The following is a 17,611-nucleotide window of genomic DNA, read 5'->3' on the forward strand; positions in this document are numbered from 1 at the left end:
TCCTTCCGTTGGTGGAGCAGCCCGTCCGCTTGGCTTCTTCACCGGGTTGGTGAAGAAGCCGCTTCGCCTGTCTGGAAATCGGCGTCGACCGAATCGGCGGAAGAAGTGCTGGGGGAATGCGCCGGGGAACGCTCGGGCCGCAGGACCAGAGCGATGGCGGCGGACCCGAGGATCAAGCCGGCGAGGGTGGCGGGAGTGAACGGTTCCGCGAACAGGAAAGCCCCGGCTACAGCTGTGGTCGGGGCGACCAGGAAGAGGAGGGCATTGAGCGCGGTGATGCCGATCCGGCGGAGGAGGAACCAGTACAGGGCGTAGGCGATGAGGGTGGGGACGATCGCGATCACCAGGGTGGAGATCCAGAATTCAGGGGTGGCCGGCGGGGCTAGGGTTCCGGCGAGGGACCCGAGCAGGGCGACCGCGACGAGAGTGACGGCGGCATGCGTGGACAGGGTGGCAAAGACACCGAGGCGTGCCGAGGTGCGGCGCTCCAGGAATGTGGCCGCGACGAGGCTCGCGAGGGCGACGAGCGGGAGCAGATACGCGGGGCCTGGAGACGCCACTGCGGATGCGTCCGAAGCCACGATCAGGGCGACGCCACTGGCGCCGAACACCAGGCCGAGCCATTGGAGGGCACGCACGCGGAGCCCGAGGAGCGGTCCCACGAGGGTGGCGATGACAAGGGGCTGGATGGCATCGATGAGCGCGGTGGTCCCCGACGAGACGCCGGCGGCGATGGCCAGGTAGATAGGCACGACGTAGCCGAATTGGGCGAAGAATCCGATGACGAGATGGGGGCGGATGTCGCGCCAGCCGGGAAGGTCCGCGCGGGGAAGGACTGAGCCGCGGGAGGGACTCCCGGGCCGGCCTTTCGAACCGGCGCCAGCCACCCGACGACGGGTGATGCTGGCCCGGAGGGCGGTTCCGGCGACGGCGAGCGCCAGGATCACCACGACAATGAGGAATCGCCAGAAGACGACAGTAAGCGCCGGGGCGCCGGCGGTGCCGATCTTGGCTACGAGAAAACCGGAACTCCAACTGAGAACGAACGCGACGGAAGCTCCGATCAGGACGATGCGCTGAGGTATACCGTTCTGTTTACTCATGCCAATTAGTATACAGAACGGTATAGTAGATGCATGGTGAAAGATCGCCGTGAGGAGCAGCCCCGGGACACGACTGAGCTGCCCAAATACACGAAGGGAGCCGAAAGGGTTCTGCGCGCCGCGTCTGAGCTGTTCTATCGGGAAGGCATCCACGCGGTAGGGGTGGACACGATCGCCGCGGCGGCCGGCGTAACCAAGAAGACCCTGTACGACCAGTTCGGTTCGAAAGAGGCGCTGGCGGTGGCCTATCTCCGACGGCGGGACGCCCGGTGGCGCGAGTACCTCGACAATGAACTCGCGCAGGTACCCGCAGGCGGCACAGAGCGGATCCTCGCGATCTTCGACATCTCCGGGCGGTGGGCCATCGACAACAGCGACAAAGGGTGTTGCGCGATCAACGCGCGGGCCGAGACGGATGACCCGAAGAACCCCATCGCGGCGGAAGCCATCCGCCAAAAGAAATGGTTGAGAGACCTACTCGAGCAGCTGTGCAGGGAAGCGTCCGTTGCTGATCCTGCCCAGACAGCCGACTCGCTGATGCTTCTGTACGAGGGCGGGCTCGTGACAATGGGAATGGGTACCTTCCCCCAGCCCTTCGCGGTAGGGCGAGACGCAGCAGCGCGACTGCTCGCCACCAGCTAGCCTCCTGGCGTCTTAGCGCCCTGTCAGGGCGGGACGCGTGTCGCCCAACTGACTGCAAAGGCAGGATCCAGTCCGCGGTCACGTCACCGGCCATGTAATTTGGCGACAGCCCTATCTAGCTGGTGCAGATTGAAGCAAGATGCTCTTTATGAAAAAGATCGTTACAGCCAGCGTCGCCGCGGTGGCCATGGGGCTCGGCGCACTCACCGTGGCAGCCCCGGGCAACGCGGCGCCTCAGTCATCCATCACGGGGCAGATCATCGTGAAGTTCCGCGACAGCGGCGCGGCCGGCGGCGTGCTACGCCAGAATGGCCTCAGCGAGGGCGCTGGAATCGGCAGCACCGGCGCTCACCTCATAAAGGTGCCGGCTGGCAAGGAATCTCAGCTCATTGAGGCCTTAACCCGGAACCCGGCCGTTGAGTACGCCGAGCGGGACGAGCTGGTTACTGCCGCTACAGCTGACGAGTATTTCAAAAGCCAGTACGCTCTGCAGAACGAGGGTCAGTCATTCACCAACACAGCCGGCACGCTGACCGTGGACGGGGGCACCAAGGACGCTGATGTGGACGCCGTCGAAGCGTGGCCCACCACGAGAGGAAGCGGTACCCGGGTCGCCATCGTCGATTCAGGTGTGGCAATCGACCACGACGACATCTCGGACAAGGTCGTGGCAAGGGCCAACTTCAGCGATACGAAAATCGTCAACCCCGAGGACTACGACAAATACGGTCACGGCACGCACGTTGCCGGTATTGTTGCCGCCACCCACAACTCCATCGGTGTCGCAGGTGTATGCCCGGACTGCACCATCCTGGATGCCAAAGTGCTCAACAGCAGCGGGGTAGGCTCCAGCTCAGCCATTGCCAATGGCATCAACTGGGCGGTGGAAAAGGGCGCCAAGGTCATCAATATGAGCCTCGGACAGCGCGTTTCATCACGGACCCTCGAGACTGCCGTCAACAATGCGTGGAAGCGAGGCGTGGTGATGGTAGCCGCGGCCGGCAATGCCGGCACCCAGGCCAAGATCTACCCGGGCGCGTATTCCAACGTTATTGCCGTGGCTGCGACCGACAACAGGGACGTCAAAGCGTCCTTCTCGACCTACGGCAGATGGGTGGATATCGCGGCGCCGGGTGTTAATGTTTACTCGACTTTCCCGAACCACCCCTTCGTCCTGGGCACGCAGAACGGCCGGTCCACGGGTTATGACATTGGCAGCGGCACCTCAATGGCCGCACCGATTGTCGCCGGCGTTGCCGCCCTGGTCTGGAACACGCCTGCCGGCACCGCAAACTCAACAGTCCGCGAAAAAGTCCAATCCACCGCTGACAATATTGATGGAACGGGCACCCTCTGGGAGCACGGCCGCGTGAACGCCTGCGAAGCCGTCGCTGGTGACTGCCCTTAGCCGGAATACTCCGCCAAAATACTCCGCCAGTAAAACTGGCGGAGTATTTTTTGCGGCAAGTCCGGCAGCACTGATGCTAAAGCGAGGAGCTTGGGACAAATGGGATGCCTACTATTAGGCAACCACCGTCTCGAAGGACAGCATGGAATACCCCAGCTTCACCGTAAACTTCCCAATGATCCTTTTCTCGATTTGGTCACCGTTGTTGTCGGCGTTATTGCACTTGTCTTCAATAGCTTGAAGAAGCGTCGGTTTGCCTTGATCCTGAGCGGTGCAACGGTGCTGCTGATTACCGCCTTCGTGGTTGCCAGCGGTTTTCTGGAGGCGGCTAGAACCAATGAGATGCTCCGTGCAGCAGACGACCTTGCCGTTCCTGAGGGCTTCAAGCTCGGGGATGTGCCGCGAAGGACGGGGCGGATCGTTCAGGCCACGGCATTCCTTCCCTGCCCGGCTGTGACGGCGCCTTGCCCGTCCCTGCACCGGCAGTGGTCGGGGCCTGAAGGCCAGGGTATGACGCGGGCGACGTGGAACGGATTATCCGTGACAGCGACTGGCAGGGAAAGCTGGTTATCAACGAGGACAACTGCGAGCTGCAGTACACGAACAGTAGCGCGATCACTTGTGAAGCAAGAGGGAAGCTCCAGGACTTTGATGCCCAGTTGAGGCTGGATCAGATCAGGGGTGACGCATGGAGGTTATTTTTGATGCTTGAACCGGAAAGATAGCAGCTCAAATTGAGCGCTACCAAGGGGGAGAACCTTCGCTCAGAGGACGCCTTCTGTAAGCAGCGAACCCGCACGAGGTCTGCACAAGATCCATGTCGACCGCCGACCTTGGTCTCCCAATGCTCGTGCTCGAACAGTGTAACGAGATCTGCGCCAACGTAACGGGTAACTTCTTCAAACCGAACTGGCATGCCATCGCGGAAGTTTGATGAAGCGAAGTCGAGCGCCTGTGAAACCGCATCCCAGCCGCGCGAGGAGCCGCCGAAGGGATTCGCTAGCAGCACGTCCTCGCTCCTCGCGTACATTGCCTTGATCGGCTCCGGATCGCCCACGGCAAACACGTGTAATCCCGAATGGTACTGCTCGATGACCTGACCAATGTCCATGACTGACCTCCTATCTGATCTCTACATCAGCGTCGCTAGGCAGGCAAGGGATGGATTCAGGGACGACCCAGCTGCTTCGGGCAGGGCCGACGCAGATGTGGTCGCTAGTAATGGTGCGCCCGTGGTGGTTGAGAACCAGCGGTAGCAGACGGTACTGCCGCGAGATCGCGATGAGGTGGTGGGTGGCACGCGTCCGGAGACGCTACCCTCCCAGTTGCAGGCGCATCAACCAGCGCGTCATGGAGCCCGACTTCGAACTTGTCTTTACGACGCGCTCGAAGCCCATAGATTCGAAGAGGTCGGTGGTACCCACGTAGGCGAACGCCGAACTGACTCGGCCGCCCTGCGGGTCGAGAGGGTATGCCTCGAGGGCGGGGACACCGCGTTCGCGGGCGTACCGGATCGCGCCGGCCAGCAGCTCACGGGCCAGGCCCTGGCGCCGGAACGAGGGCCGGATGACAAAGCAGATAATGCTCCAGACCGGTACGTCGTCGACGGTCGGGATCGTGCGCGAGCGTTGCAACCGGTGATGACTGGATCGGGGGCTCGCCGAGCACCAGCCTGCGGGCTCGCCGTCGACGTACGCGATAACCCCCGGAGGGTTGCCCTCTTCGGCGAAGCGACGCAGCCGCGCCGGTCGCTCCGGGCCGACGAGCTCTCGGTAGTCCGAGTTCGGGATGCGGTAGCTGAGGCACCAGCAGGCCGGGGTGTCGGGGTTCTTCGGGGCCAGGATGGGGTGGAGATCGTCAAAGCGATCGGCGGTCGCGGGCAGGACTTCGATCACGCGAGCCTCATCTCCTTGGTAGAGCGAGGGTACATTCATACGATTCATCCTCATACGCTAAAAAGGAGAGTTCAATGAGCGAGAAATTGCGTTGGGGCGTCCTGGGCGGCGCCCGCATCGTCCGCAAGACGATTCCGGCGTTGCAGGAAACGAAAAACGGTGAGGTCGTAGGTATTGCTTCCCGCGCCGAGGAAAAGGCCAGGGAGTACGCCGACAAGCACGGCATCCCCCAGGCATTTGGCTCCTATGAAGCGCTGCTCACTTCCCCGGACATCGACGCTGTCTACATTCCGCTGCCGAACGCACTGCACCTCGAGTGGATTCTAAAATCCTTGGACGCGGGCAAACACGTCCTCTGTGAAAAGCCTCTGGCGATGAGCGCCGAGGAGTGCGCGGAGATAACGCGCAAAGCGGACGAGACCGGGCTCAAAGTCCTGGAAGGCTTTATGTACCGTTTTCATCCGCGTTTCGAGAAGCTGCAAGAGCTGCTCGCGGCCCGCGCGGTGGGCGAACTGACATTTGTCCACGTCGCTCACACGTTCGATGCAGGCGGGGACGACAACATCCGCTGGTATTCCGCGCTCGGCGGCGGCTCACTTTTCGATACGGGTGGCTATTGTGTCAACGTGAGCCGGATGGTCACGGGGCAGGAGCCGGCTGGGGTGGCGGCCTATGGCAACTATCGCGACGCCAACGACGGAGGCCGAATCGACACCAGCATCGCGGGCATGCTGCGCTTTCCCGGTGGGGCAACAGCGCTTTTTGATACCGGAGTTAACTTGGAGCGCCGCAACTTTCTGGAGATCACGGGCACTGACGGCCGGCTCTACCTCGACAGTCCTTTCAGCCTCTTGGAGGAGAATTCGGTCCTGGAGGAGCATCACTTCGGGAAGGACACGATCTATCACCAGGTCAAGGGCGCAAACCACTTCGTTCGGATGGGTGAACACTTCGCCGACAGCGTCCTAAACGGTACGCCGCTCCGCTACGATCTCACGGACGCGGCAAGCAACGCACGGGTGTTGGAAGCTCTCGACAGGGCAGCGCGGAAACAAGAGGGGGCGCCGGAACCGAGACCACATTCTGGCGCTGGCCCAGGCGTTAGCTGAAGATTTCGCGGCTCGAGCCGGAGACGCCGACCGCAAAGCCGGTCTTCGGCTTTCCCGATGGCTGCACGATTCCGTTGATCCCGTCGCCCCGCGCGTGCCGCGATGAGGTACTTGGCCAGGTAGAAGGGCCGGTTCGCATCCTTGACGTACTGTGTCAGCACGAGGACCGGATCCGAAGCCGCAGGTCGAGCAGCTTTGCCGGCTCGGCCCCACTTGGCTGCTGGCCGGGGCCGCCGAGGACTTCTACGCCTGGTGGCGGCGCCCAGCCTTGGACCTGACTCGTGCTACTTTTCGGGAACGAGCCCAAGTTGCTGCATCACGCCCAGATTGTCGTAGCTATTCCACTCCTCGACTATCTTGCCTCCTTCGATGCGGCTGATGGAGATGCCTTTTAGTTCTATTTGCTTCCCGGTGGGAGGGCCAAACTCTTCGATCTCTCCCTGGTGGGTGCCGCGAATTGTCCAGCGGGTGGAGACCTTATCCGCTTCGGCTAGCTCGTCCTCCACGGTTACGTTCATGTCGGGGAAAGCGGCTTTGAACGTGGCGATAAACTGCTTGGCTTCCTCGGGGCCCCGGATCTCTCGATCGGGCTCGTGCCAGACGAGATCGGTGGAGTACACCTCGTCGACGATGTCCGGGTTAGTCGGGGCTTCCCAAGAACGACGCGCGAGGGCCTTGTTTTCTTCGGACATGCTTATCCACTCCTTTACCTCATGGACCCTTCAGGCATCCCAGCACTAACCTTACGAGGGCGCTGTAGGGAGATTGTCCCGCACCCGTGCTCCCAAATAGAAGGGGCCCTGGCTAGCCGTGCAAGGACACCCTGGAGACTAGGCCTTGGCAAGAGCTGGATGGTCGCGAGCGCCCACGAACTAGTTCCCTTTAGCGGGCCCTTCGCAGTTGGTCGGGTCGGCTCAGGACTGGAGCGACTGCATCACGGAGAGGTGCCCGGCGCGTGCCGCGATCAGGCACTTGGCCAGGTAGAAGGGCCGGTTCGCGTGTCTGACGTACTGTGTCAGAACGAGGACCGGATCCGAAGCCCGTAGGTCGAGCAGCTTGGCCCGGCTCGGCCCCACCTGGCTGAGGCTGATCTGGCATTCGCCGGGTCCCATTACCCGGCCGAAGCGGGAGTTGAGGGCCGCGAGCAGCGTGGCGCCGCCGTCGTCGTCGATCTCCAAAGGCGCGGGGGAGGCTTTGCCGATACTGAGCGGCCCGGCGGAGATGTTCTCCTGCAGGTGGGCGATGGCTTCGCCGTCGCGGATCAGGACCGATTCCCAGAGCCAGACGTCGGCGCCGGGCTCGACGCCGACACCCGGGGCGACGAATTCGGAGGCGGGCTGCCGCTCCCGCTGGATGCGTTTGATTTCGAGGTGCTGTCCGGGGCCGCCGAGGACTTCCTCGAAGGGGCGGATCCGTTCGATGCCGATGCGGGGGAGGGTGTCGGAGACGAACCGGCCGACGCCGCGGCGGGCCCGGATGAGGCCGTCCTCCTCGAGCAGCATCAAGGCTTCGCGGACCACGGTGCGGCTGACCTTCATGTCCGTGCCGAGGTCGGTCTCGGTGGGGAGCATGGAGCCGGGGGTGAGCAGGTTGTTGCGGATGGCCTCGGCGATCCGGGAGTAGACGGCAACCCGGAGCGGCGAGCCGGGCTGGGCCTCCACCGGCTGGGACAGGAACTTGGCGGCGTCCTCGTGCACGTTATGCCTCGCTTGCGTGTTGTTCGCGGAATTCCAGCCTACTCCACGTGCTACATGCTTGTTGGACAAGGTGGCGGGTGCTGGAGATTCCCCTCTTAGCCGTCCCGGCCATGAACGTTTGTGCAGGCGTGTCGGGCCGTTCTTTCTGGCTTGGACGCCCGAACCAAAACCTACTCGCCAGTAACGAACAGGGGAAACGCAAGGTTTCGCCGAGGGGGAGGGGACGTCAGCAGGCGGCCGTTCTCCGCGCACATCCGTGCACCCGAGGCCACATGGGCCTCCGGGCTGCCTACATTTGAGTACCCCGGGCAACCCTGGTTAGCCCGAAGAACAAGGTAACTGCTGGGCCCAGCCCGCTGACACATGAACAAAGAGGTTTCTATGTCACTGCTCACCAAGACCCTGTCCATCGCCGCAGCCACCGTCCTTGCCGGGTCCCTGGCCGCGGCTCCCGCCCAAGCTGATGCCGTTGAGATTTCCCCACCGGGAGCCAACGACTGGTCCTGCAAACCAACCGCAGAGCACCCTTATCCGGTCATTCTGGTGCCTGGAACCTTCGAGAGCATGGTGAAGAACTGGTCCACCCTGTCGCCGTACCTCAAGAGCGCCGGGTACTGCGTCTTCGCCCTCAATTACGGCGAGACGAACGGCGTGTATGCCACCGCGCCCGTGGCCGAATCAGCCCAGGAACTCGCCCCGTTCGTGGATGCGGTCCGTGCTGCCACCGGCGCAAAGAAAGTGAATCTTGTGGGCCACAGCCAAGGCGGCATGATGCCCCGCTACTACATGGGCTTTCTCGGCGGAGCCAAACATGTCCATCAGCTCATTGGCATCGCACCCTCCAACCACGGCACGGAAGGTGTGATAGTCCCGCCGCCAGGCTTTGTGCCGGATCCGGACTACCCAGGCCTGGGCTGCGCCGCCTGCGCCGACCAGCAGGCTGGCTCGGTTTTCATGCAGAAGCTCAACTCCATCGGCGACACCGTTGCGGGACCTTCCTACACCGTCATCTCCACGGTCTACGACGAAGTGGTCATTCCCTACAACAGCCAGTTCCTGAACGGTCCGGCACGGCAGGTCACCAATATCACCATCCAGGACAAATGCCCGGCAGATCCCTTCGAACATGACCAGACGCCGAACGACCCCGTGGTGCACCAGATTGTGGCCCACGCACTGGGTAGGGCATCCGGCCCCGCTGATCCGGCATACCAGCCGCGCTGCATCTAGCTTGTCGGTCAGGCGTGTCCCAACCTCTGAATTCATAATCAGGCGGCCAAATGGGGCGGTGCGGGAATAAGAAGAGGGCGGTCCACCAGGGCCGCCCTCTTCGGCCTATCTGGCCTGAGTCTACGAACACCTTGGAACGGGCCTGGTCGCCGTAGACAGGGTTTGAATCAATGTGAGCAATTTGTAGAACCGGACGGCGCGGAAGCCCAGCTAACAGGTGCTACTGGCTTATTGAAGAAGACGCCTCCACTGGAGGAAAAGCGCACCCTCAATGCCGTATTCGTCCGGCTCAAAAACTGCCACCGAAGATCTTCGCCGATCTTGACTGAACCTTTCGCCGATCTTGCCCGAACGGGGCGAGCATCAATTCATAACTTGGAAGGAGTGAACATCATGGCTGACAACCAAGAATTGCTGGACTGGGTTTCCCCGCGCAAACAGCGTGAAATCGACAACCAAGCGGCATTTCTGCGGTATCTGCTGGAGCGTGAAGAGGCGCAAGGGGGTGGGAAATCATGAACGACTACGTTCCCCGTTCTCGTGAACCGCATGACGCGCTTTGGGTCATCCAACGCGACCTGGCGAACATCATTGCCAAGTACACGGACAGGGGCGACCACGAAACGGCGGCCGTCTACAGGGAAGCACTTGCCCGTTACCGCGGCGAGTGAATCCGGCGGTCAGCACGTGGCGCGAAGCGCCGGTGCCTGTTCAACACCGTCGACCGTACTCCGCCGGAAGGTCCCGCCAGGCAATGCGGCACCGGTACTGCCGGTAAACAATGCCTTCAACAGCCTGGCGGTGACCACCCCGGAGACGGCCAGCCGCCGGCCGGCGCACGGAAGTTACACGCCCTAAGTGGCCAGGGCCACTGTCCGCCGTCGGGCAGGTGAAGCCGCAACCAGCAGCGCAGCGATCGCGACGGCGGCGCTCAGCACCAAGCCGGGCCTGTACTGCTCAAGCATGGCCGCGGCACTTGGGGCCGTGCCGCTGTCCGAGTGTCCTCCGCTGACCATGGCCGTGGTTACTGCCAGGACCAAAGCGGCGCCCACCTGCGTGCTGGTCTGGATGAGCCCGGCTGCCAGTCCCTGTTCCGAGTCCTTGATGCCCGCGGTCGCCTGGACGTTGATGGACGGGAAGGCCAGGGCAAAGCCGATGCCCAGCAGGATGATCGAGGGCAGGATGTCCAGGGCGTAGTTGGGCGTGATGCCCACCCGGAGGAACAACACGTAGCCGAGGGCCAGGGAGACCAGACCTGTCAGGATCAGCCGCGTGGCGCCGAACACGTTGATCAGGCGGTCCGCGAACGGCGCGCTGGTGGCGACGATCAGGCCGGCCGGCAGCAGGGCCAGGGCCATCCCCAGCGGGCTCCACCCCAGCACGGATTGCAGGAAGAGCGTCACGATGAACTGGAAGCTGAGGTAGGAGCCGAAGAGTCCAATCGCACTGAGGTTGGCGCGCGCCACCCAGCCCTCGCGCAGGATGCCAAAACGGATGAGCGGGTGCCGGACTTTTTTCTCGATCACGGCGAAGGCTCCCAGGACTGCGGCAGAGATGATGAACCCGGCGATTGTTGCCACAGATCCCCACCCCTGTTCCGGTGCGGACACCAGCGTGTACACGAGTCCCAGCATGCCCAGCGCCAGGGTGACGGCGCCCCAGATATCGTGACCGCTGTCTGTGGCATCGGGCGTATCGCGCGGGATGAAGCGGGCGCCCAGGATGACCACCAGCACAGCGATCGGCACGGAGACCAGGAATGTCCAGCGCCAGCTCAGGCTGGTCATGAGGCCGCCGACGACGAGCCCCAGGGAGAAGCCGCTGGCGCCGAACGTCGTGAAGATGGAGAGCGCCTTGTTGCGCTCGCGGCCCTCGGCGAAGTTTGTGGTGATGATGGAGAAGCCCGTGGGGGCGGTGAAGGCAGCCGCCAGGCCCTTCACGAATCTCGTGGCGATGAGGATTGCGGGGTCATTCACGAGCCCACCCAACAGGGAAGCGGCGGCGAAGACCGAGAGAGCGATGAGGAAGATGCGGCGGCGACCCAGGAGATCCGCGAGCCGTCCGCCCAGAAGCAGCAGGCTTCCGTAGCCAAGCACGTACGCGGAGACAATCCACTGGAGGGCGTCCGTGCCAAGGTTCAGTTCGTGTCCGATGGACGGCAGGGCCACGCCCACCATGGACACATCCAGCCCGTCGAGGGCAAGGACGGTGCAGACAACCATCAGCAGGAGCCACTGGGCCCGGGTCCAGCGGACGGCCGTGGCGATTGGTTCGGCGGTGCGTTCGAGGGCGGTGGGTGATGTCATGTCCGCCAATCTATATGACACGTCATTCAATGACAAGGAATATGACAGGGAATATTATGACGTCGACTTCAGTTCGGCTGTCGCCTAGAATCAGTGCATGGCATCAACGACGGACCGCCTGCTGGTTGAGCAATGGCGCAGCATCCAGGACGCATACTTCCGCACTTCGTGCGCCCTTGACCGGACGCTGGAGGCCAAGTTCGACATCGGCCTGAACGAGTTCGAGATTCTGGACCTTGTGGCGGAGAACAGCAAGGCAACGTGCCGGATGAAGGAACTTGGTGAACGGACACCCATGAGCCAGAGCGCCGTCTCGAAGGTCGTGGACAGGCTGGAAAAGGCCGGATTGCTGACCCGCCAATCCTGCGCAGACGACCGCCGTTCGCTGTACCTAGAGCTCACAGAGGCGGGCCGCAAGCTCCACCGGGCCGCCGCCGTCGAACACCGCGCGCTCCTCAAGGAAAACCTGGCCTAAGGGTTCCGCGAAGTAACCCTGACCCGCCGCGACATCCTGCCGTGCGTCTGCCCCGTCGCTCCATTCTGTGTTGCTGCGTGGAGTTCATCGGAGGTGTTCAGGTTCAGGGCGGACCGGAGTACCTTTTGCCTATGGCCACGGGCAAGCAACGGTGCTCTGACCCAATGCAGGAATTTCTACTCAGGAGGAGTGGGAAAGGTCATGAATCCGCGAAGCAAAATATTCATTGCTGTGGTTGCCGTGCTGCTGGTGGCCGGCGGCGCCGCACTGTTTTTCTTCGACAGCACCAAAAGGAGCAGGGCCGCGGAATACAACCCGCAGGTCAACCCTGCCGATTTCAGCACCAACATCACCAATCAATACTTCAGCCTCCCTGTCGGCAAGAAAATGACGTACGAAACCACTCAGCAGGGACGTGTCACCGAAAGGATTGAAATCGAAATCCTGCCGGAGACCAAGATGATAGAGGGCGTTGAGACGGTGGTCTATCTGGATAAGGAATACAAGAACGGGCAGCTCGTGGAGGAAACCCGGGATTACCTGGCGCAGCACAAAAACGGCGACGTGTGGTACTTCGGCGAGGACGTGAACAACTACTGGAACGGCATGCTGCTGCACCATTCCGGCAGCTTTCTCCATGGCAAAGACGGCGCAAAAGCCGGCATCTGGATGAAAGCCGAGCAGCGCGTCGGCGACTCCTACAAACAGGAATTCTACGTTGGCCATGCCGAAGACATACGGGACACCGTCGCCACCGGCGAGACCGTCTCCACGAAATCAGGAACGTACACCGGCTGCGTCAAGGTCTACGACTGGACTCCGCTCGAAAAGAATGCCCGCGAGCATAAATATCACTGCCCCGAGGTCGGTGCGCTGGTCCTGACCGAGGACCTGGAAACCGGCAGCCGGTCAGAACTCGTGAATGTCGTCCAGCCCTAGCCTTCCAACAGCACCTCGGCCTGCCGCCAGCCCCTCCGCCGCGTCGCGCAGGGCCAGGGCCGCCTGAACCAGCGAGGCATGCGTCAGGGCCTGCGGATAGTTTCCGAGAAAGGCGCCGGTGGCAGGGTCGATCTCCTCGCTGAACAGGCCCATTGGACCCGCGGTCGCCAGGAGGGCTCCAAACAGTTCCGCGGCCTCTGAAGCCCGTCCCGTCAGGGCGAGAGCCTGGGCGAGCCAGAACGAGCAGGGCAGGAAGGCGCCCTCATCCCCGGGCAGCCCGTCCTGCCCCGGCGGGTAACGGTAGAGGAAGGGGTAACCCGCCGACAGCTCCGTCCAGACAGCATCAACAGTTCCCCGCAGACGTGCCGAGTCCGGTTCCTCGAAGCCGGTCACTGGGAGGATGAGCAGCGCTGAGTCGAGGTCCGCGGATCCGTAGGAGCGGGTGTAGGTGTTCCTGGCAGGATCGAAGCCCCGGGTCCTGACCTCGGCGGCGAGGCTGTTCCTCGCTGCATCCCACCTCCGCTGCCGCCGCCTGCCGACCGGATGGGTCCGGGCGATGCGCAGTGCCCGGTCCAGGGCGAGCCAGCCCATCACCTTGGAGTGCACGTGCTGTGCCGCGTCCGCTCGGATCTCCCAGATGCCGGCGTCCGGCTCCTGCCAGCGCCGCGCCACGAGGTCGGCAAAGCCCCGCATCGCCCGCCATGTCTCCGAATTCAGAGGGTGCCCCTGCCGCACAAGGTTCCAGACGGCGTCGAGGACCCAGCCGTAGCCGTCAAGCTGATGCTGGTGCGCCGCCCCGTTGCCCACCCTCACCGGGGTGCTGCCACGGTAGCCGGGCCAGTCCTCCAAGGTGCGTTCGCGGGGGACGTGCCCGCCCGTCAACGTCAGCAGGGCCGGAAGCCGGGGCCGTTCCAGCCTGCTGGCATGCAGCAGCCAGTTCAGGAAGTTGAGGGCCTCGCTGTCCTTGCCCACCCCGAGGAAAGCGCCGATGCCGATGCTGGCATCCCGGGGCCAGGCATACCTGTAGTCCCAGTTCCGCACGCCTCCGGCGTCCTCAGGCAGCGACGTGGTGGGCGCCGCGACCGGTGCGCCCGAGGGGGAATAGGTCAGCAGTTTCAGGGTCAGCAGGCTCCGCAAGATAGGTTCGCGGAACGGGATGTCCTGGCTGAAGCCTGCCGCCCAGTCCCGCCAGCGCGATTCGTCGGCCTCCACCAGCTCCCACGCGGATTCGGGGTCCACCCAGATGAGCGGCTCCGCGTAGGCCACGGCGAGCACCAGCACAACCGGGCGGCCGGGCATAACGGTGATTGCCGCCGTCGTACCCGGCGTGGTCCTCAGCCCGCCGCTGCAGCCGAGCGACAGGGCCAGCGGGCCCCATTCGCAGACCAGGTGCTTCCCGGGCCGGACGCGGGGACGGCGGTGGCCCTCGCCGAGGCGGGGGTCAAGCTCGACGACGGCCTCCGCCGGTGCGCCCTCGGCCACCAGCCGCCGGATGAGGAGAGTGGCGGGCATGAGCCGCCCCGATACCTCCGCCACCATGGCTTCGGTCAGCGACAGCGTGCCGCCGTCCGTGGACCACACCGTCTCGAGCGTGGCGGTGTGCTCGCGGTAGCGGCGGACGAGGGGCCGGGAAGGCAGCGCGGGACCCGCCCGGAAGGTTCCCGCTTCCGGCCCGCCGAGCAGGGCACCAAAGACCGGTTCACCGTCGAAGGCGGGCGCGCAGAGCCAGTCGATGCTCCCGCCGGCCGAGACCAGGGCAGCCGTGCGCGTGTCGCCCAGCAGCCCGTACTCGGACAGGGCGGACGTTGCGGCTGCGTCCATTGTGCGTGCACCTTCTTCCGCGCCGAGAGGGTCAGTAGACCGTGAGGAGCAGGCCGAGCAGCGAGCCGTAGACCACGTGGGCGGCCACGGCCACCGCCGGCGTCTGGATTCCGTAGTTCAGGGCCAGCAGGCCCGGAGGCTCCAGGGCCGCGCGGCCGGACGGGCCGGCCCTGGTGGTGGCCATCCTCGGATGAATGCCCGGCAGCAGGGGCAGAATGACCGTCAGCGCGACGGCAACGTGCAGGAGTCCCAGCAGCGCCCCGATCCACCATGTTGCCCTGCCCAGCAATGCGAAGACCGCCGCGTAGCCGAGGGCGAATGCCTGCCCCGCCACGAGGTGAATGAAGAAACCGGCCACCCGCGCCTTGTCCGGGTCCGCGGTGACCAGTGTGCCAAGGACCAGGGGCAGATCCAGCCGCGTCCAGCCTGCCATCTGGGCGGCGATCATCACCGCGGTCAGGGCTGCGGTGGCGAGCAGGCCGAACAGTGCCCAGCCCTGACAGTCCATCTCAGCCGCCGCCCGCCTGCTCTGAGGTCGCCCGTGCTGTTTCCATTGCGCACTTTCTAAAACTATGTTCTCTAATTTTAGAGAGCGGCTGCGCGGGAATCAAGGGACGACGGCGGCGGCTACTTCTTGGTCCGCGGCCTGGAGACTTTCGGGGCCTTCGGTTCCTTGGGCGGCAGTCCCGCGACGTAGGCGTAGGCCTTCGCAACCCAGGCCTTTTCCCTGGCTTCGTCGCCTTCGCCTTCGGCGTTCCAGACCTCAGGCAGCCCCGTATAGCCGCCCATCGGGCGCTCCTCCGGCCCAAAGGGGACGGTCCGTTCGGCCGCCTCCAGTTCGGCCCGGTCGGCCTCCGAGAGGCGCACGCCGATGGTGGAGCCAAAGAGCCCGGCGAACATATTCCCGTTGACGAAGGCGCCAAGGTTGCCGAACATCGGTTTGACTACGACCCCGGGGTCCGTTGGCATGACGGAGCGGAAGTGCTCCTTGTCCGCTTCTGACGGTTTGGGCATCTGCATGGTTTCTTCTTCCGGATCGCGGGAGCCCGCGCACGTCGGGCCCGACTGCTTTCAGCATCACCATATTGCTTTACCGGGGCACGGGGGAGGGGCGCGATTAACTCACTTCCGAAAACCCGTGTACTGTGGAGACCGTTGTTGTGTTTGTATTTGGTAGTTCAGGCAGTACGCGCGGTCGAAAGTCCGCGTTCTTCTGAAGTAGCGGTTTTGAACACCCCACACCGGAGGACCCGAAAGTCGGGACTTTTCCTCCACCTTCACGAAGGACAAAAATAATGGCTACTGGCACCGTCAAATGGTTTAACGCTGAAAAGGGCTTCGGCTTCATTTCCCCCGATGACTCTTCACAGGACGTCTTCGCGCACTACTCCGCGATCGCTTCCTCCGGCTTCCGCTCCCTCGAAGAGAACCAGAAGGTTTCCTTCGAAACTGAGCAGGGCCCGAAGGGTCCCCAGGCCGTCAACATCCAGGCTCTCTAATCTTCTAGAGAAACTGGGGCCTTAGGGTTTCATATTTTCAAAGCAGGGCCCGTCCAAGACGGGCCCTGCTTTTGTTAACCCGTGTGTGCCAACAATGCAGGGCCCGCCATCCTTCGGACGTGAAGGCGGCGGCATCGAACGCCGCCTAAAAGCCAGCACCCGTTTTTCGGCCGCTTCAGAGTCGCGCCAAGCATCATTTTGCTGCTCCATGTCGTGGTGGGCGATTTGGTGAATGGACTGCCCGGGCTGGCACTTATTAAGCTCGGAACCACGGCCTTCTCCCTGGGGGCGGCGACATCCTTTCGAAGGCAGTAAGAATATGAGTGCGCTGCGTTATCTCGCCGCTTCCGTACCACCAAGAATGGCGAGTGCCGGTTCGGTAGTGGCGCTCCCGGTTCTCGCCGTGCAACAGATGAATGACGTCGCCGTAGGCGGTGTGCTGGTGGCCGCGTCGCTGGGGCCGAGCGTTCTTGCCGCACCACTGGTGGGGGCTGCCTTGGACAGAACCCGCCGCCCCGGCGCATGGATCGCAGCCTCCGGGGTGGTCACCGCCGTCGCTTTGGCGGTATCCGCCTTTATCGGCGAGATACCCGTCCCTGTTGCGCTGGCATTTCTGGTTGCTGCCGGAGCATCCGCGCCCTTTTACATGGGGGGTTTGTCGAGCTTCGTCGCGAACTCAATAGGTGGCGGGCGTCGAGCGTTCGCCTACGATGCCCTCTCCTACAACATCTCTGCCGTAGCTGGCCCCGCCGCCGTGGCCATAATTGTGGCTTTCTTGCCCGCCAAGGCTGCTCTCATGCTGCTGGCAGTCAGTGCGGCCGTCGGTTCAGTGGCTGTCCGCACAGTCCGGCTTCACCCCCACACGCGTGCGGAAGTAACGCCATGGCGGGCAGCCAAAGCGGCTCTGCGCCGGATCGTCCTGCACCGTCCGCTAGCGGTTGTGACTGCCGCCTCGACCCTGACCCAACTTGGCCAAGGGGGCCTGGCCATCGCGGCCATTGCACTTTCGATCGAAAGGATCGGCTCGCCCGGTGAAGGTGCGGCCCTGGTGACGTCCTTCGCCGCTGGCAGCCTCCTTGGTGCCCTCTACCAGACCGTGCGACCTGCGCGCAGCAGGCCGCACGTCCTCATGATGGCAGGATTCCTTGCCACAGGGTTGTTGACGATCAGCGCCGCGCTCGATATCGGAATAATGTGGACGGCCATAGCCATTGGCCTGTCCGGCGTCTTCACGGCCTCCAGCGTGGCCGCGATGCTCCACCTCCGCAATCAGTTCAGCCCGCCGCACCTCAAATCCCAGATCTTTACAGTCACGGCAGGTTTCCGCGCCAGCGCCTCTGCTGCCGGCGCAGCTTTGGCCGCCTCAGCGACAGGGTTCGGGGGCACAGCCGCAGTGGTCGCTGTTGGTCTGATCTGGGTAATATCGGCCGCGCTAATGGGCGCCTACCCAAGAGCCGCAGAGGACGTCGAGTAGCCGCCCGGGCAGG

20 protein-coding genes are annotated in these 17,611 nt (G+C 63.5%); 10 read left to right on the forward strand and 10 right to left on the reverse strand.

Going from position 1 to position 17,611, the window contains the following annotated elements; translation table 11 throughout:
- Positions 1-38: 38 nt before the first annotated feature.
- Complete coding sequence (locus tag ACIP90_RS13135; protein ID WP_400579763.1) at positions 39-1,103, reverse strand: DMT family transporter; 1,065 nt, start codon at positions 1,101-1,103, stop codon at positions 39-41.
- A 33-nt stretch (positions 1,104-1,136) separates the two neighbouring features.
- Here ACIP90_RS13135 and ACIP90_RS13140 point away from each other — a divergent pair, with 33 nt between their 5' ends.
- Positions 1,137-1,745, forward strand: a complete 609-nt coding sequence (locus ACIP90_RS13140; protein WP_400579764.1) for a TetR/AcrR family transcriptional regulator — start codon at positions 1,137-1,139, stop codon at positions 1,743-1,745.
- A 148-nt stretch (positions 1,746-1,893) separates the two neighbouring features.
- A complete protein-coding gene (locus ACIP90_RS13145) occupies positions 1,894-3,153 on the forward strand; it encodes a S8 family serine peptidase (protein ID WP_400579765.1) in 1,260 nt (419 codons plus the stop codon).
- A 114-nt stretch (positions 3,154-3,267) separates the two neighbouring features.
- Here the strand turns inward: ACIP90_RS13145 and ACIP90_RS13150 are convergent, their stop codons facing one another.
- The 3 genes from ACIP90_RS13150 to ACIP90_RS13160 form a co-directional block, all read right to left on the reverse strand.
- Complete coding sequence (locus tag ACIP90_RS13150; protein WP_400579766.1) at positions 3,268-3,633, reverse strand: hypothetical protein; 366 nt, start codon at positions 3,631-3,633, stop codon at positions 3,268-3,270.
- 190 nt (positions 3,634-3,823) lie between these two features.
- Complete coding sequence (locus tag ACIP90_RS13155) at positions 3,824-4,264, reverse strand: hypothetical protein (RefSeq protein ID WP_400579767.1); 441 nt, start codon at positions 4,262-4,264, stop codon at positions 3,824-3,826.
- Positions 4,265-4,466: 202 nt separating this feature from the next.
- Complete coding sequence (locus ACIP90_RS13160; RefSeq protein WP_400579768.1) at positions 4,467-5,048, reverse strand: GNAT family N-acetyltransferase; 582 nt, start codon at positions 5,046-5,048, stop codon at positions 4,467-4,469.
- A 74-nt stretch (positions 5,049-5,122) separates the two neighbouring features.
- Between ACIP90_RS13160 and ACIP90_RS13165 the strand changes: the two genes are divergently transcribed.
- Entirely contained in the window at positions 5,123-6,157 is a 1,035-nt protein-coding gene (locus tag ACIP90_RS13165; RefSeq protein WP_400579769.1) for a Gfo/Idh/MocA family protein, read from the forward strand.
- Positions 6,158-6,441: 284 nt separating this feature from the next.
- Here ACIP90_RS13165 and ACIP90_RS13170 read toward each other — a convergent pair whose 3' ends face one another.
- Positions 6,442-6,849 (reverse strand): ester cyclase, encoded by a 408-nt coding sequence (locus tag ACIP90_RS13170; RefSeq protein ID WP_400579770.1) that lies wholly within the window; start codon positions 6,847-6,849, stop codon positions 6,442-6,444.
- A 222-nt stretch (positions 6,850-7,071) separates the two neighbouring features.
- Positions 7,072-7,854, reverse strand: coding sequence for a GntR family transcriptional regulator (locus ACIP90_RS13175; RefSeq protein ID WP_400579771.1), 783 nt, complete (start codon positions 7,852-7,854; stop codon positions 7,072-7,074).
- A gap of 381 nt (positions 7,855-8,235) precedes the next feature.
- On the opposite strand from ACIP90_RS13175, the gene ACIP90_RS13180 reads away from it, so the two are divergent.
- The 3 genes from ACIP90_RS13180 (at position 8,236) to ACIP90_RS13190 (ending at position 9,755) form a co-directional block, all read left to right on the forward strand.
- Positions 8,236-9,084 (forward strand): esterase/lipase family protein, encoded by an 849-nt coding sequence (locus tag ACIP90_RS13180; RefSeq protein ID WP_400579772.1) that lies wholly within the window; start codon positions 8,236-8,238, stop codon positions 9,082-9,084.
- A gap of 393 nt (positions 9,085-9,477) precedes the next feature.
- Positions 9,478-9,603 (forward strand): hypothetical protein, encoded by a 126-nt coding sequence (locus tag ACIP90_RS13185; RefSeq protein WP_276208573.1) that lies wholly within the window; start codon positions 9,478-9,480, stop codon positions 9,601-9,603.
- A complete protein-coding gene (locus ACIP90_RS13190; RefSeq protein ID WP_400579773.1) occupies positions 9,600-9,755 on the forward strand; it encodes a hypothetical protein in 156 nt (51 codons plus the stop codon). The genes ACIP90_RS13185 and ACIP90_RS13190 overlap by 4 nt, the downstream gene beginning before the upstream one ends.
- 183 nt (positions 9,756-9,938) lie before the next feature.
- Here the strand turns inward: ACIP90_RS13190 and ACIP90_RS13195 are convergent, their stop codons facing one another.
- A complete protein-coding gene (locus tag ACIP90_RS13195; RefSeq protein ID WP_400579774.1) occupies positions 9,939-11,390 on the reverse strand; it encodes an MFS transporter in 1,452 nt (483 codons plus the stop codon).
- 97 nt (positions 11,391-11,487) lie between these two features.
- On the opposite strand from ACIP90_RS13195, the gene ACIP90_RS13200 reads away from it, so the two are divergent.
- Complete coding sequence (locus ACIP90_RS13200) at positions 11,488-11,865, forward strand: MarR family winged helix-turn-helix transcriptional regulator (RefSeq protein ID WP_400579775.1); 378 nt, start codon at positions 11,488-11,490, stop codon at positions 11,863-11,865.
- A gap of 201 nt (positions 11,866-12,066) precedes the next feature.
- The gene (locus tag ACIP90_RS13205) at positions 12,067-12,804 is read left to right on the forward strand and encodes a hypothetical protein (protein ID WP_400579776.1); all 738 of its coding nucleotides are present in this window, start codon (positions 12,067-12,069) and stop codon (positions 12,802-12,804) included.
- Here the strand turns inward: ACIP90_RS13205 and ACIP90_RS13210 are convergent.
- The 3 genes from ACIP90_RS13210 to ACIP90_RS13220 all read right to left on the reverse strand — a co-directional run bounded on the left by ACIP90_RS13210 (position 12,775) and on the right by ACIP90_RS13220 (position 15,645).
- Entirely contained in the window at positions 12,775-14,625 is a 1,851-nt protein-coding gene (locus ACIP90_RS13210; protein ID WP_400579777.1) for a glycoside hydrolase family 15 protein, read from the reverse strand. The two genes, ACIP90_RS13205 and ACIP90_RS13210, sit on opposite strands and share 30 nt — an antisense overlap.
- 31 nt (positions 14,626-14,656) lie before the next feature.
- Positions 14,657-15,133 carry a hypothetical protein gene (locus tag ACIP90_RS13215; RefSeq protein WP_400579778.1) on the reverse strand — a complete coding sequence of 159 codons (477 nt, stop codon included), beginning with the start codon at positions 15,131-15,133 and terminating at the stop codon, positions 14,657-14,659.
- Positions 15,134-15,252: 119 nt separating this feature from the next.
- A complete protein-coding gene (locus tag ACIP90_RS13220) occupies positions 15,253-15,645 on the reverse strand; it encodes a TfoX/Sxy family protein (RefSeq protein ID WP_400579779.1) in 393 nt (130 codons plus the stop codon).
- A gap of 275 nt (positions 15,646-15,920) precedes the next feature.
- Between ACIP90_RS13220 and ACIP90_RS13225 the strand changes: the two genes are divergently transcribed.
- A complete protein-coding gene (locus ACIP90_RS13225) occupies positions 15,921-16,124 on the forward strand; it encodes a cold-shock protein (protein WP_024365339.1) in 204 nt (67 codons plus the stop codon).
- Between the two features lie 319 nt (positions 16,125-16,443).
- A complete protein-coding gene (locus ACIP90_RS13230; RefSeq protein WP_400579780.1) occupies positions 16,444-17,598 on the forward strand; it encodes an MFS transporter in 1,155 nt (384 codons plus the stop codon).
- Positions 17,599-17,611: the final 13 nt, after the last annotated feature.

It is taken from the genome of Arthrobacter sp. NPDC093139 (genome assembly GCF_044754165.1).
GTDB lineage: Bacteria > Actinomycetota > Actinomycetes > Actinomycetales > Micrococcaceae > Arthrobacter.